This is a genomic window from Psychroserpens luteus (assembly GCF_015319355.1).
GTDB lineage: Bacteria > Bacteroidota > Bacteroidia > Flavobacteriales > Flavobacteriaceae > Psychroserpens > Psychroserpens luteus.
Window position 1 is genome coordinate 189,145 of record NZ_JADILU010000008.1, and the last position, 13,857, is coordinate 203,001.

Below are 13,857 nucleotides of genomic sequence, written 5' to 3' on the forward strand. Positions count from 1 at the left end.
GAAAACGTTAAAGTATTAAAAATAATTAGAATTTTAACATTTTTTTAAATAATTATTAAAGATTCGTTAACATGTTAAAAATAACCGATTACAGGAACTTTAAAATTGATAATCAGGTGTTTGTGAAACCTGATTTCATGAATCATGAGTCTGTTTCTGGTAATAAATTAAGAAAGTTAAAATACAACCTTATAGAGGCTGATATAGATGGTGAAAGCACAATTTTGACTTTTGGTGGTGCATTCTCAAACCATATCTCAGCTGTAGCATCTGCAGGGCAGTTATTGGGTTTAAAAACTATTGGTGTTATTAGAGGGGAAGAGCTGGTTTCAAAAATTGATTCAAACCCTACGTTAAGTTATGCTCAATCTTGCGGAATGACACTAAAATTCATTTCACGAGAACATTATAGAAATAAAACAAGTGAAGATTTTATCTCCACGTTGCAAAAAGAATTTGGTGATTTTTATCTCCTTCCAGAAGGTGGAACAAATGCTTTAGCTGTAAAAGGATGTGAAGAGATTTTAACAGAGACAGATAAAGTTTTCGATTATATCTGTTGCGCTGTTGGGACAGGTGGTACAATTTCTGGGTTGATTAATTCTGCACTACCGCATCAAAAAATAATAGGATTTCCTGCTTTAAAAGGTGATTTTTTAACTGAAGAAATCACTAAATTTGCAACCCATACAAATTGGGAGTTAATGACCAATTATCATTTTGGTGGCTACGGAAAAGTTAACGATACATTAATTGAGTTTATCAATAATTTTAAGAGCACCAACAATATTCAGTTAGATCCTATTTATACTGGAAAAATGATGTTTGGAATTTACGATTTAATTGAAAAAGGCTTTTTTCCGAAGAAATCCAAAATATTAGCAATCCATACAGGTGGATTACAAGGTGTTGAAGGAATGAATCAAAGATTAAGACAACAAAATAAGCCTTTAATCGTTTGAAGATTATGAAGAAAATTATTGTGTTTTTATTAGTGGGTTTTATGGCTTTTAGTTGCGGTTCTAAAAAAAGAATAGTGACTAAAAAAGATAAAAGGAGCACAAAAACAGAGAAAGTTGTAGTGACTCCAAAAACAACGACTGAGCCTAGTGTTTCTGCTAAAACTCCTACTGCTTCTGATGTTTCAAATCTTAGTGCTGTAGAAATTTACATTCTTAAATATAACGCAATTTCTATGGAAGAAATGCGTAAATATAAAATACCTGCAAGTATAACTTTGGCTCAAGGGATTTTAGAGTCTGGTTCTGGTAAAGGTCGATTATCGGTTGAGGCTAATAATCACTTCGGAATAAAATGTCATGGATGGACTGGTAAAAAAATCTATCATGATGATGATAAATCACAAGAGTGTTTTAGAAAATACAATCATGCAGATTCTTCTTTTGAAGATCACTCAGCATTTTTAACAGGAAGAGGTCGATATGCAAAATTATTTAATCTTAGACCAGATGATTATAAAGGTTGGGCAAAAGGATTAAGAGCTGCAGGTTATGCAACCGATAGAAAATATCCAGATAAATTAATAAGTCTCATTGAGCGTTATAATCTTGATAAATATGATGATATGGTTTTAGGAAATAGAGGCGCTATTGCTGCTGTTGAAATAAAACATGTCGTTATAAAAGGCGATACATTATATTCGCTTTCAAGAAGATATAATACTACAGTAGACGAACTTAAACGTCTTAATCGTCTCAATTCTAATGAGATTTCATTAGGTCAGCAACTCATAATTAAATCAAATTAACATGTTATATAAACGTAGTAGTGCGTTATTTAAAAACGCAGAAAACGTTATACCTGGAGGTGTAAATTCTCCAGTAAGAGCTTTTAAAGCAGTAGGCGGAACACCAATTTTTGCAAAATTTGCGAAAGGTGCTTATGTATATGATGAGGATGATAATCGCTATATTGATTACATCAATTCCTGGGGACCAATGTTGTTAGGTCATGCTTTTGAACCTGTGGTGAATGCAGTGATTGAAAAAGCTAAAAAAGGAACATCATTTGGAATGCCAACAGAAATTGAAACCAAAATCGCAGAATTAGCAGTTTCAATGGTGCCAAATGTAGATAAAATACGTTTTGTAAATTCTGGTACGGAAGCTTGTATGAGTGCAGTGCGACTAGCAAGAGGATATACAGGGAAAGAAAAAATCGTAAAATTTGCAGGTTGTTATCATGGTCACAGTGATGCTTTTTTAATCCAGGCAGGAAGTGGAGCAGTAACGTTTGGAAGTCCAAATAGTCCTGGTGTAACAAAAGGAACAGCTCAAGATACATTGTTGGCAATATATAATGACATTGATAATGTCAAAGCGTTAATAGAAGCAAACACAAATGAAATAGCTTGTATTATTATTGAGCCAGTGGCTGGTAATATGGGATGTATTCCGCCAAAAGATGATTTTTTACAGAAATTGAGAACATTATGTGATGAACATCGTATTCTACTTATTTTTGATGAGGTCATGACAGGTTTTAGATTGGCTAAAGGTGGAGCTCAAGAACTTTACGGAGTTGATGCAGATATTATGTGCTTCGGAAAAGTCATAGGTGGAGGATTGCCTGTTGGAGCATTTGCTGCTCGTAATGAGATTATGAATCACTTGGCGCCTTTAGGAAGTGTGTATCAAGCAGGAACGCTTAGTGGAAATCCATTAGCAATGGCTGCAGGTATGGCGATGTTAACTGCGATTGAAAATGATAAAGACTTATTTAAAAGATTAGCAGATAAAACTGAATATCTTCATAAAGGTTGTGCAGCAGCATTGAATAAATATAATGTGACGCATACTATCAATAGAAGAGGGTCAATGATTTCTATTCATTTTTCCGAAGAAGAAGTAGTAGATTTTGAAAGTGCAGCAAAAGGGAATAATGAGACGTTTAAAACGTTTTTCCACGGTATGCTAAACGAGGGGATTTATATTGCGCCAAGTGCATTTGAGACTTGGTTTATAACAGATGCTTTGTCTTATGACGATTTGGATGAAACCATTAGAGCTGTTGAAAAAGTGGCTCAGACCTTATAACATAAAAAAAAGCAACTCATTTGAGTTGCTTTTTTTATGTTATAATAAATTTCTAAATGGTTGTATCTCTAAAGTGATTTAAATAAGTTGTGTATTGTTCTTCGGTAAGAATTTCTTTTAATTTAGTGTCTAAATTGGCATTGATCTTTTTTAGACGTTCTTCATTTTTTCCTAAGTTGTTACTTATTTTTTTGTAAGCAATCCCGTAATTTTGATAAACTCTATAAACATCATCCATTTTTGTTTCTTCAAACTTGATGATCTTTCTTAGTTCTTTAGTTTTAGTATTTGCTTCTGCATTAATTTCTAATGTGTTTTGTGCAGTTATGTTTTGAGTGCTAAGCAGTAATGTCATTGCAAATACACAAAGTGTAATTATTTTTTTCATTGTCTTGGGATGTGAATTGTTCTACAAGATATAAAATTAGTGATTTTTGAGATAAAAAATAAGCATCGATGTAAAAAATCGATGCTTATTAATAAATCTAATCTAATCTGTTAGTTTTAATTTTTCATTTTACGACCTATTTTACTTTTTCCTTTTTGGTTACGACTGGCTTCCATTTTGGTCCATTTCTCGTACTGCTCTGCTGTTAAAATAGATTTCATTTCTTTTTTCATGGCGATTTGACTATCTAACTTTGCATTAGTCATTTCAAGGCGTTCTTCTTTTGTGAGTCTTTTATTATCATCACCATTTCTCATTTTTTCACGCTCTGCCATTTTTTGTTTTCTAGTAGTTGCTTGTTCTAAAAGCACTGCTTTTACTTGAGCTTGTTGTGTAGTTGATAAATCTAGCTCTAAAGTCATTTTTTTAGATCCTAGCGTTGCAATCTCTTCTGGAGAAAGATCTTTCATCATTTTTCTTTCACTCTTTTCTCCGCCTTTTCTTTTGTCTTGAGCAACTGCTTGTAAGGTTACAAATGCCATTGCTATTAAAATTAATTTTTTCATAATGTTTCTAATTTAATTATTGTTTTTGTTTTTTAATCAATTGTACTTTGGACTCCATTATAGGAGTTAGGTTTAATTAAGGTCAAAATTTTAACCTCTAATTAACATGTTGTGCATTTTTTATCAAAGCTAATGTGGTTTCATATAGTGTTGTGTTTTCCATTTTACTTTTTAACCATGCGTAGAAACTCATTACAAAAATATCTTCTTGTTTCTCATTAATCCAAGTAAAGGATAGCTCTATTTTGTCTTTAAATTTTTGAGATGTGACTTGCTCTGGTTTTTTGTAAAAAGACTCTACTACTTTTATAAAGGTAACAACACGTTCTTGTTTAATTTGCTTTAAATAATCAAAGTATGAACGTTTAAAACTTTTAATTCTAGACTCGGTTAAATCTAATTCTCCAAGTTCTACATAGAGAATGATTTCAGCTATATTTTTTTTAATAACCCATTCTTTTCCGGCTTTTTCAATGTAGTATTTATCTGTGTGGTAGAATTTAGAAAAGATGGTTTTTGCATTTTTAAAATCTGCTTTTTGCATATAGAACATCACTAAACCCAAATTGATATCTAATAACGATTCTAAATCTCCATGTTTGGTTTGTTTTACAGATTCTAAAAGCGAAATAGCTTGATCTTGCTCGTAATTGTAATTATAGTTGAGTGCAGTGAGTAAGGCGTATTTCAGTTTAAATGAAGCATAATATTTTTTTCGTTGTTGAGACATTAGGTCATTCATTATCTTTAAATAATCTAAAGATTCTATGAATTTTTTATTCCGGAATAACGTATTCGCAATCATATAAACTACTTGAATATGATACACCAACTGCTTATCTTTAGTTTTGTGATTTTTAATTTTCTCGTAGGTGGCGATTAAAAAAGGCTCAATTTTTAAATAGTCATTAGTTACAAAAGCAGATAAACTTACAATAGTCATTAATTGATAAAGCGATTTGAAAGAAAGTGTCTCACTCATTTCGATATTATGCTCCTTAAGAGTGTTGTTGAGAATCGTTTCAAAGTCTAAAATTTTCCCTTTGTAAGTCATGTCACTTAAGGTTTGCCTAATCTTGGCGTAAACGATATTTAATTCTTCTTCAATAAAATGATGTTTTTGGTTACTTCGGAAATTGGAAATCAAGCGATCAATATCCACGGAAGGATTCATATAAGCATACTGAATCTTGGTATGATAGATTTCATTTAAAATAGGAAATAGCTGATGTTCTTGTGCTAAACCTTCGGCTTTATCAAGGATTTTATAAGCTATTTCTGGTTTTTTATGAATGAGAAAAGTACGTGATGCTAATATGTATTTGATGATTTGCATGTCAACTGAATTCTCTTCCTCTAGATTCAAATTCGCTATAAAATCAATAAGTGATTGATATAGTCTTTTCCTGAGTGCGTGATAAGCGACTTTGTTATCTGCTTTATAAACGGTTTTACAAATCGCTTTAGATGAGAGTTCGTTTTGAGCTAAAAGCTTAAAGAGTTCTATGTTTTTCGTGTCGTTACGTTTATTCTTTTTTTCTAGATAATTAATGAAACGTTGCTCATCTTCCGAAGAAAACGTTGAAACTATCGCGTTTAAGTCTGTCATTTAATCGTCAGTTAAAATATGATACATTCAGTAAATATAATATTAAATGATGTATTAATGAATATCTAATCGTCAGTTTATTGTGAAAGTTGTGTTTCTGAACCTTGTAAACTGTCGCATATTTGCCTTGTAATCAACAAATCAAAATATTATGCAACAGTTTATTAAAATCACAGCCTTTATAATTGCGATTAGTGCAATGATTGTTTTTTCAAAACAGATTCAAAATGAAATTGTAGACAGTTATAATAATTGCGTTGACCAATTGGCAAGTAAAACAATAACAAGTTCAAACCCAATTGGTTTTTAAGATGCAACTCAAAAAGTTAAATACTGCATTTATTGTCACTACAGGAGTCTCAGTAATTGTGTTTGTCTACTTGGTGTTTTTGGGATATGACGAAATCAAAACCTTAAAAGATGTTGTGAAAATTATAGCATCAATTTTGTTCCCATTACCTATGTTATTTTTTGTACGCTTTCTATTGATAGAACATTTTTTGCCACAAAATACAGACGAATATAAACTAAAACACCAAAAACCAGCAACTATATTACTTGTGGCAAGTGTAGTTGTAGGTGTTGTGAGTATGCAGACAATAGAGTGGATGACAGGTCAAAAATTAGAAAGCCATCTCGTTTTTGCGCATCTCATCAACTCCACAACAATAAGTAGCTATGTGCTTAATTATATTTTGTACAACAATTTGAGAGTCAACGGAATTTTAAGTGGTGTCCTGCTCTCATTAGCTATTCATGTGTTTTTTCTAACCGCTTAGCTGCTACAAATTTTCATGAAAATGTCATTAAGAGCGTAGCGAAGAATTTAAAATAAAAAATTAATAAATCAACATGTACTGAACTTGTTTCAGTATCAAAAAATTAAAATTATGAATCCAATTATTCAACCTCCAAAACCGAGAAGTAATTCAAACAAAAGGGAATTGTTATTTACATTTCAATCCATAATAGTAACCGGTTTATTAGCTTTTACAGCTATTGCGTTTTTCTTTTACTTTGATTTAAAAATTGAAAAAGGAATCAAAGTTATTTTTGCTCCATTTCTATCTGTTGTGCCATTACTATTTATTTTATCTATTCTTAGAGATTTACGAAAAGGCTTTCAAGAAGGAAATTATACTAAAGATGAGATTATAAAATTCTGTCTCATTACAGTTGGTATCACTATCGCATTTACAGGAATCACCTATTTACTTTCAAGAATTGATGCTTTAGAGATTTTATTAGCAGCAATAATGGCAATTTTAAGTGCAGTATTCTTTTTGAGGAGTAAAATCAAAGATATTCTGGGCATGAGCATCATCACAGGAATTGCCGAAGGTATTATCGTCTATATGATTTTTTTGTTTTGATACTGAAACAAGTTCAACACAGGTGATTGGTTAGTTAGTAACCCAAAACCTTTCAGGTGTAAGAGCCTGAGAGGTTTTAAAAATTTATTATCATGAAACAAAAACTCACAAAATACCTAACAGACTTCTCAAATTTCAATTTAACAAGACCAATTAGCGATAAGGTTAGATTGCTAGAAATTCTAGCAGTTGTAATCACTGGAGCAGGCAAGTTTATCTTTATGGATTATCTCAATTGGAGACTGCCATTTGTAATTGTTGCCATTTTATTTTGGTCATTGTATGTAAGATATCGCTATAAAAAAGACCATCGAATTTTAAAAGATTGGGGATTCAGGAAAGATAATTTTAAATCTGTTTTAAGATTAGTACTGCCATTTGCATTAGTTTCCATTTTAGCGTTTGTTGGGATTGGGTTTATTCAAGGAACATTAAATCCAACATGGCACATCATACCATTACTTATCACATATCCTATTTGGGGAACAGTCCAGCAATTTCTAACGATTGGTTTGGTAGCAGGAAATTTGAGTACATTAAAATCGCTAAAACTTAAAAAGGGAATTGTCATTTTAATTACTGCTATTTTGTTTTCTTTGGTACATTATCCATCTGTTTGGTTATTAATTGGCACATTTATTCTAGCCATATTCTATGGATATATTTATCTGAAATCTAAAAACTTGTACGTCTTGGGCTTATTCCATGGCTGGTTAGGTGCTTTGTTTTATTACACTGTCGTTAATCAAGATCCATTTGCAGATGTGTTTTTAAAATATTTAAACTAATTCATTATGAATTCAAAACTTATTAAAGAATTACCAGATTTGTTAGCAAATGATGTGATTTCTCAAGAAGTTGCTTCAAAAATAGAAGACTACTTTTTAAACAAACAAGACCAAACACCAAATAGATTATTTACAGTATTTGGAGTGTTAGGGTCGCTTTTGGTTGGTTTAGGTATTATTCTTATTCTAGCGCATAATTGGGATGATTTTGCGAGAAGTACAAAAACTTTTTTAGCTTTTTTACCATTAGTCATAGGTCAATGTTTTGTTGCGTTTTCAATTTGGAAGAAGAAAAGTAATGCTTGGAAAGAGTCTTCGGGTACTTTCTTGTTTTTTACAATAGGATCTAGTATTGCGCTTGTAAGTCAGATATATAATATTCCAGGCAATTTAAGCACGTATGTACTCACTTGGATTGTTTTGAGTTTGCCTTTAATCTATTTGTTAAAATCAAATGCAGTCGCCATTTTAAATATGATTGCGATCACCTATTATGCCTGTGAAGTTGGTTATAGTTTTGGTTCATTTGGTGAATCTCCATGGTTATATCTTGTGATGATGGCTTTAATAGCTCCACATTATTATAGATTATTGAAACATCATAAAAATGCTAATATGACGTCAATATTCAATTGGTTGTTTCCATTAAGTTTGACCATTGTTTTAGGAGCGTTTGTAGATCAACTTTCAGAATTAGGCTTCCTCATGTATCTCTTACTCTTTAGTTTGCTTTATAATATTGGTAAGATTCCATTTTTTGATGAACAAAAATTAAGACGCAATGGGTATCTCATTTTCGGGTCTTTAGGAATTGTGATTATGATCTTAACCATGAGTTTTGATGGCTTTTGGTATTTGGAGCGTTTCTTTTTTAATGCGCAAGAAACGTACGTATCAACGATTCTTTTCATCGCTAATTTAGGTTTGCTTATATATTCTTATTCAAAAGGATGGTTAAAGACGTTTAACTTGTTTCAATACATATTTGTACTGTTTTCTATGTTATATGTTTTCGGATTAAATATTCCAATTATTGGCACAATAGCAGTTAATTTGATGGTCTTGGCTTTAGGAATTACAACCATTAAAATTGGAGCGGATAAATTTCACTTCGGAATTTTAAATTACGGATTAATAATAATCACTGCATTAGTAACCTGCAGATTCTTTGATACAAACATGAGCTTCGTTATTAGAGGATTGCTATTTGTTTTTGTTGGTTTAGGATTCTTTCTTACCAATTATATCATGCTCAAAAAACAGAAATCAAGAGTTGAATCTTTAAAACACTAAATCATGAAACGTAAACACATATTCATACTATTTATTCTTGTTGCAATTGCGCAAATTGCAGTGCCTGCACAAATGATTTTTGGACGTGAATCCATTTTAAAATCAGGAACTGCTTTTAAATTTAAAACCGAACCTGTAGACCCTTCAGATCCATTCAAAGGAAAATATATCATTCTAAGTTATGATGTTGATAACGTCAAAACCGATGATAAAGATTGGCAAAGACAACAAGACGTCTATATTTCTATCGCAAATGATAGCTTGGGTTTTGTAAAAGCGATTTCTGCAAGTATAGAAATCCCTAAGGTAGGCGATTTTGTAAAAGCAAATGTGAATTGGTATTCAGAGCGAGATAATATTTTAAGATTCTCATTGCCTTTTAATGAGTTTTATATGGAAGAAACTAAAGCTTACGATGCTGAGTTGGCGCATAGAAAAGCACAACGAGATTCATTGCCAAATAATACCTATGCTTTAGTGTATATTAAAAATGGTGATGCTGTTTTAAACAATGTGTTTATTAATGAAATACCAATCGCTACGTTTGTAGAAAAGTAGATTAACTTTGTGCTATAGTTGTTTCTTATCTCTGTTTTTTGAGATTTGTTTCTTGCCAATTCTTCTAAACATAACAGTAAATGCATAAATTGTAGCGAGGATTAGCGCAGTAAGCATTGCAAATTTAGCTGATGATTTAAAAGTCGTCTCTGTGAAATAGTAAATCCATAATAGAGCTAACAATACATTAAATAGTAAAATCATGTATTTTCTAGATTCTATTCTTGAAAGACTAGCGTCTTTTACTACAAACGTATTTGAGATCTGGTCATGAACAGCTCTTTCATCATCACTAATTCCAGAAAGTACACTTAGAAATCTGCTCAGACTTCTTATGAATAATTGAAAAACACTTGGCTTATTGCCATTTTTATCGACGACTTTTGTTTGAGTCTGAAATTTACCTGGAGTTCTACTATATAGCAATTCAAAAATGAAGTAATATATAAATCTAACACCTAAATAAATCCCGAACGCTTTGAGGTATGTTGTAAAGCCAAGATTGATTGATGGGTAAATAAAATAAATAATTAAAACGACTAAAATGCCCAGAATAGAGGATAGAATAAAATCAATTCCTAGATTTTCACCACGTTCCGTTTCATTGGCTAGGTTGTGGCTTGGGTATTTTTGGTTTGTTATTTTCATTTCTTTAATCTAGCCGACAAAGATATAAACTAAAAAAAGAAAAAGCTCCAGATTTCTCCGAAGCTTTTTTAGACTAAGTTCAAGGCATTTTAATATTTAATTCCGAAGTAATTGCAAACCTCATGATAGTTATTGATGTCTACATTAGCATTCTCTAATTGACTGTAAATATCATTTGGCTCATTCATTCTATTTGTGTTAGAAGACTCTATAATAATGACCTTTACTAGGTCATAAAGTCCAACCACAGGAGTTGTTGTACTTCCTGTAATTCTATCATAAAAAAAGATATCTAGATCAGATGGTTGTAATTCCACTTCCATCATATCATTAAAACTAATTCCAGGAATAGTGAAATAAGTACTTTCTCTTGCTATGTAAGTGAGAATAGCATCATTCTCAATAACATCCTGAGTTAATTCTGGAAAATTTATTGAAAAATTAGTGCTATTTATTGCTGACACGTCAAACGTAAAAGTTTGCACGTTAGCATTGCCATCTTGTCCTGCTTCACCTTGTTCTCCTTGAGATCCATTAATACCATCAATTCCGTCAGTGCCATCTTCTGCTTCACAAGAATATGTGAATGCTATTAATAAGGCGATAATAAAATACGTTGTAGTTCTCATTGTTGCTTTTAGTTTTTTCATGATTTTAAATTATAAATTTTTGTTTCATCAAAATTACATGTGAAGCATTGTAGGGAATATCAGTTATGTTACAAAGTATAGAACATATGTAACATAGCAATATTTATTGGCACAATTGCTTGATTTACAAGTGTCCTTGGGTAATTATTTGTCTCCATTTTTACATAAAATGATTACAAATAAAAAAAGCTTCAGATTTCTCTGAAGCTTTTTTTTAAATATTATGATAATCTAACGTCTAAAATATTATCCATTAGGATTTAATATCGCGTCGATACGTTCAAGAGCATCTGCAATATGCATTCTGCTTAATGTATCGGCTCCACGTGCAGATCTTAATTGACTACGTAGCGATTTTAACTCAGCTCTAACAACAGCTCTAATATCAGATTGACTAGTGTTAACAGCAGTCGCTTTAACATAAGGACTACGTGATCTACCACTTTGATTTTCCGCAGTCATCATTTCTCCTAATCTGTCAATATGTGCACGTTGTAAATTACGTCTGTAAGTATCAATTTTCTTACCTGTACGTAATTCACTCCAAATTCCTTTACGAAGATCACTCATCATATCAGGTAGTGAATATGCTTTGCTATCGTAGGTATTTGCTTCTGTTAAACGTTGCATTTTACCCAAGCTCATGATGTTTTTTAATGTGCGCTCTTGTAAACCACGAATACGCTCTACCGAACCTGTAAACTCGATACGATCAAAGATGTCTTTATTAATCAACCAATCTGGTGTTGTAAATAAATTATCTTGGATAAATTGCATTGCTTCCTTTTGTTTCGCTTTTGGTACAGCAGTATAAACCGCTCCTTCTTGACCTGCAGCTTTATAATGCTCATAAACTCCACCAATGTTATTTGAAACGTGTCCCATATAACGGTTAAATTGAGATACCACATGACCATACATTTCTTGTAAATCGTCGTAATTTTCACCAGTTTCTGTAGTCCATTCAATTAAGTTTGGTACAATACGCTTTAAGTTTTTAATTCCATAGCTACTTGCTAACATGGCATCATCACCTAAATCTTCAGTTTGAGAACTTGGGTCTACAACATCTCCAGCTTGTTGGTGTCCAAAACGATACATTGGATCTCCAGCATGTTCCATAATCCAACTGTTAAGGATTGGTTTTTCTTCTTCCGCAGTTTTTCCGAAGATAGGTCTGTAACCCCAAGAAATTGCATACTTATCATAAGTACCAATATCTGGCATTAGTGCAACACCTTCATCTCCTGGTTGAGCTACGTAGTTAAAACGTGCATAATCCATAATTGAAGGAGCAGTACCAAATTCTTGTGTAAATGCTGCATCACGTAATTTTTCTACTGGATACGCAACACTACTTCCCATATTATGAGGTAAACCTAATGTATGACCAACTTCATGAGAAGATACAAAACGAATTAAACGTCCCATAACTTCATCTTTAAATTGCGGACTCTGAGCATCTGGATTGATGGCTGCAGTTTGTACAAAGAACCAACCACGTAATAGAGACATGACGTTGTGGTACCAGTTAATATCACTTTCTAAGATTTCTCCTGTTCTTGGGTCACTTACGTGAGGTCCATTTGCATTAGGGATTGGAGATGCTAAATAACGTACAACAGAGTAACGTGCATCTTCTGGGCTCCATTCTGGATCTTCTTCAACTGTTGGTGCATCTTTAGCGATAATTGCTTCTTTAAATCCTGCAGCTTCAAATGCGACTTGCCAATCTTCAATACCTTGTTTGATGTATTTTCTCCATTTTACAGGCGTTGCTCTATCAATATAATATACGATTTGTTTCTTCGGAAGAACTAACTCTCCTCTATTAAAGGCTGCCATGTCTTCATCTCTAACCTCTAATCTCCAACGATCAAGAAACTCTAATTCCTTGCTTTTTTGATCTTCTTGTCCGTAATCTGTTTGGCTACTTGTAAACCAACCAACACGCTCGTCAAAATAACGACGTTTCATTGGGTTATCTGGTAATAAAATCATTGAGTTATTGATTTCAATAGAAATACTACCTGTACTTGAGTTAGAAGGTGGACGTCCAGCAGCATAGGTCTTTACGTGTCTTGCTTCAATATTTCTTGGGTAACTTTTTATGCTTTCAATATAAGATTTGTCACTTTCTAAACGTGTAACTCTATAAGGTGTTCTTCGGAAAAACGGTAACCCTAATGATTTTACATCTTTTTCAAATAAAGGTGTTGCATCAATTACAGTACTCGTAGAATCTTTGCTGAATGCTTTAATTGGAAATGTATATAAAACAGGCTCAAAATTTGAATTCACTACCGCCTCACTAACCGGAAGTGAATCAGCAGCAACAACGTTATAAGATACAACGCGTACAATTACTTTTTTGCCTTTTTTCTCCCAACGTAATACTTGCTCGTTTTGTTTTCCGCCACCAAAACCTAATCCGCTTGCAGTTTTAGAAATACGAGTCACCATTAACATTTCTCTATCAAAAAGAGAATCTGGAATTTCATAGTAATATTTATCATCTAATGTATGAACTGTAAATAGTCCAACATCACTTTTTGCATCTTTAGTAATGACTTTATTGTAAGGTTTTGGGTCATCTTTGCCAGGTTTTTTTCCTGGTGGTTTAGCAGCAGCAGTCGCTGCATCTTTTTTACTTGCTTTTTTTGCTGTGGAACATGACACAGCAACAAAAAATACGGAAACTACAAGAAGTAGTTTGATAGAAAAGTGTTTCAAAGTGGTTGATTTTTTAAATTAGTCTTCTAAAGTAATAAATCCCACAATGGGATGAAAAATATAGGCTAGTTTTGTTACTATTTTAACTTAATATTTGGAAAATATTGAGAAAACATGAGGTAGAATATATTTGAGAATCAGTGGTTCATATTTTAAAACAAAAAAGCCACGATCTCGTGGCTTTTTTGTTTTGCT

15 protein-coding genes are annotated in these 13,857 nt (G+C 32.3%); 9 read left to right on the top strand and 6 right to left on the bottom strand.

Features of this window, described 5'->3' with window-relative positions:
* The first annotated feature begins 71 nt into the window (after window positions 1-71).
* From IM744_RS18035 to hemL, 3 genes are read left to right on the top strand one after another with little or no spacing between them, the layout of a single operon-like run.
* The gene (locus tag IM744_RS18035; protein WP_194509573.1) at window positions 72-962 is read left to right on the top strand and encodes a 1-aminocyclopropane-1-carboxylate deaminase/D-cysteine desulfhydrase; all 891 of its coding nucleotides are present in this window, start codon (window positions 72-74) and stop codon (window positions 960-962) included.
* 5 nt (window positions 963-967) lie between these two features.
* The gene (locus IM744_RS18040) at window positions 968-1,768 is read left to right on the top strand and encodes a glucosaminidase domain-containing protein (protein ID WP_194509574.1); all 801 of its coding nucleotides are present in this window, start codon (window positions 968-970) and stop codon (window positions 1,766-1,768) included.
* A gap of 1 nt (window position 1,769) precedes the next feature.
* Window positions 1,770-3,056 carry a glutamate-1-semialdehyde 2,1-aminomutase gene (hemL, locus tag IM744_RS18045; RefSeq protein ID WP_194509575.1) on the top strand — a complete coding sequence of 429 codons (1,287 nt, stop codon included), beginning with the start codon at window positions 1,770-1,772 and terminating at the stop codon, window positions 3,054-3,056.
* Between the two features lie 52 nt (window positions 3,057-3,108).
* Here the strand turns inward: hemL and IM744_RS18050 are convergent, their stop codons facing one another.
* The 3 genes from IM744_RS18050 to IM744_RS18060 all read right to left on the bottom strand — a co-directional run bounded on the left by IM744_RS18050 (window position 3,109) and on the right by IM744_RS18060 (window position 5,619).
* On the bottom strand, window positions 3,109-3,444 hold the full coding sequence (locus tag IM744_RS18050) for a hypothetical protein (protein WP_194509576.1): 336 nt from the start codon (window positions 3,442-3,444) through the stop codon (window positions 3,109-3,111).
* A gap of 116 nt (window positions 3,445-3,560) precedes the next feature.
* Window positions 3,561-4,010, bottom strand: a complete 450-nt coding sequence (locus IM744_RS18055) for a hypothetical protein (protein WP_194509577.1) — start codon at window positions 4,008-4,010, stop codon at window positions 3,561-3,563.
* Between the two features lie 97 nt (window positions 4,011-4,107).
* A complete protein-coding gene (locus IM744_RS18060; protein WP_194509578.1) occupies window positions 4,108-5,619 on the bottom strand; it encodes a hypothetical protein in 1,512 nt (503 codons plus the stop codon).
* 151 nt (window positions 5,620-5,770) lie between these two features.
* Here IM744_RS18060 and IM744_RS18065 point away from each other — a divergent pair, with 151 nt between their 5' ends.
* From IM744_RS18065 to IM744_RS18090, 6 genes are all read left to right on the top strand, one after another.
* Window positions 5,771-5,929: a hypothetical protein gene (locus IM744_RS18065; protein WP_194509579.1), complete on the top strand. Its 159-nt coding sequence runs from the start codon at window positions 5,771-5,773 to the stop codon at window positions 5,927-5,929.
* A gap of 1 nt (window position 5,930) precedes the next feature.
* Entirely contained in the window at window positions 5,931-6,398 is a 468-nt protein-coding gene (locus IM744_RS18070; protein WP_194509580.1) for a hypothetical protein, read from the top strand.
* A 111-nt stretch (window positions 6,399-6,509) separates the two neighbouring features.
* On the top strand, window positions 6,510-6,992 hold the full coding sequence (locus IM744_RS18075; RefSeq protein WP_194509581.1) for a hypothetical protein: 483 nt from the start codon (window positions 6,510-6,512) through the stop codon (window positions 6,990-6,992).
* A gap of 92 nt (window positions 6,993-7,084) precedes the next feature.
* On the top strand, window positions 7,085-7,780 hold the full coding sequence (locus IM744_RS18080) for a CPBP family intramembrane glutamic endopeptidase (RefSeq protein ID WP_194509582.1): 696 nt from the start codon (window positions 7,085-7,087) through the stop codon (window positions 7,778-7,780).
* A gap of 6 nt (window positions 7,781-7,786) precedes the next feature.
* Window positions 7,787-9,073 carry a DUF2157 domain-containing protein gene (locus IM744_RS18085; RefSeq protein ID WP_194509583.1) on the top strand — a complete coding sequence of 429 codons (1,287 nt, stop codon included), beginning with the start codon at window positions 7,787-7,789 and terminating at the stop codon, window positions 9,071-9,073.
* Window positions 9,074-9,076: 3 nt separating this feature from the next.
* Window positions 9,077-9,631 (top strand): GDYXXLXY domain-containing protein, encoded by a 555-nt coding sequence (locus IM744_RS18090; RefSeq protein WP_194509584.1) that lies wholly within the window; start codon window positions 9,077-9,079, stop codon window positions 9,629-9,631.
* A gap of 12 nt (window positions 9,632-9,643) precedes the next feature.
* Here the strand turns inward: IM744_RS18090 and IM744_RS18095 are convergent, their stop codons facing one another.
* From IM744_RS18095 to IM744_RS18105, 3 genes are all read right to left on the bottom strand, one after another.
* Window positions 9,644-10,279: an RDD family protein gene (locus IM744_RS18095; RefSeq protein WP_194509585.1), complete on the bottom strand. Its 636-nt coding sequence runs from the start codon at window positions 10,277-10,279 to the stop codon at window positions 9,644-9,646.
* A gap of 89 nt (window positions 10,280-10,368) precedes the next feature.
* The gene (locus tag IM744_RS18100; RefSeq protein ID WP_194509586.1) at window positions 10,369-10,929 is read right to left on the bottom strand and encodes a hypothetical protein; all 561 of its coding nucleotides are present in this window, start codon (window positions 10,927-10,929) and stop codon (window positions 10,369-10,371) included.
* 246 nt (window positions 10,930-11,175) lie between these two features.
* Complete coding sequence (locus tag IM744_RS18105; RefSeq protein ID WP_206694518.1) at window positions 11,176-13,662, bottom strand: zinc-dependent metalloprotease; 2,487 nt, start codon at window positions 13,660-13,662, stop codon at window positions 11,176-11,178.
* Between the last annotated feature and the right edge of the window lie 195 nt (window positions 13,663-13,857).

Bases quoted from the DNA above. Each gene is read 5' to 3' on its own strand.
- IM744_RS18090 (WP_194509584.1), top strand. From the start codon at position 9,077: ATGAAACGTAAACACATATTCATACTATTTATTCTTGTTGCAATTGCG.
- IM744_RS18035 (WP_194509573.1), top strand. From the start codon at position 72: ATGTTAAAAATAACCGATTACAGGAACTTTAAAATTGATAATCAGGTG.
- IM744_RS18100 (WP_194509586.1), bottom strand. From the start codon at position 10,929: ATGAAAAAACTAAAAGCAACAATGAGAACTACAACGTATTTTATTATC.
- IM744_RS18095 (WP_194509585.1), bottom strand. From the start codon at position 10,279: ATGAAAATAACAAACCAAAAATACCCAAGCCACAACCTAGCCAATGAA.
- IM744_RS18075 (WP_194509581.1), top strand. From the start codon at position 6,510: ATGAATCCAATTATTCAACCTCCAAAACCGAGAAGTAATTCAAACAAA.
- IM744_RS18050 (WP_194509576.1), bottom strand. From the start codon at position 3,444: ATGAAAAAAATAATTACACTTTGTGTATTTGCAATGACATTACTGCTT.
- hemL (WP_194509575.1), top strand. From the start codon at position 1,770: ATGTTATATAAACGTAGTAGTGCGTTATTTAAAAACGCAGAAAACGTT.
- IM744_RS18060 (WP_194509578.1), bottom strand. From the start codon at position 5,619: ATGACAGACTTAAACGCGATAGTTTCAACGTTTTCTTCGGAAGATGAG.
- IM744_RS18070 (WP_194509580.1), top strand. From the start codon at position 5,931: ATGCAACTCAAAAAGTTAAATACTGCATTTATTGTCACTACAGGAGTC.
- IM744_RS18080 (WP_194509582.1), top strand. From the start codon at position 7,085: ATGAAACAAAAACTCACAAAATACCTAACAGACTTCTCAAATTTCAAT.
- IM744_RS18065 (WP_194509579.1), top strand. From the start codon at position 5,771: ATGCAACAGTTTATTAAAATCACAGCCTTTATAATTGCGATTAGTGCA.
- IM744_RS18040 (WP_194509574.1), top strand. From the start codon at position 968: ATGAAGAAAATTATTGTGTTTTTATTAGTGGGTTTTATGGCTTTTAGT.
- IM744_RS18055 (WP_194509577.1), bottom strand. From the start codon at position 4,010: ATGAAAAAATTAATTTTAATAGCAATGGCATTTGTAACCTTACAAGCA.
- IM744_RS18085 (WP_194509583.1), top strand. From the start codon at position 7,787: ATGAATTCAAAACTTATTAAAGAATTACCAGATTTGTTAGCAAATGAT.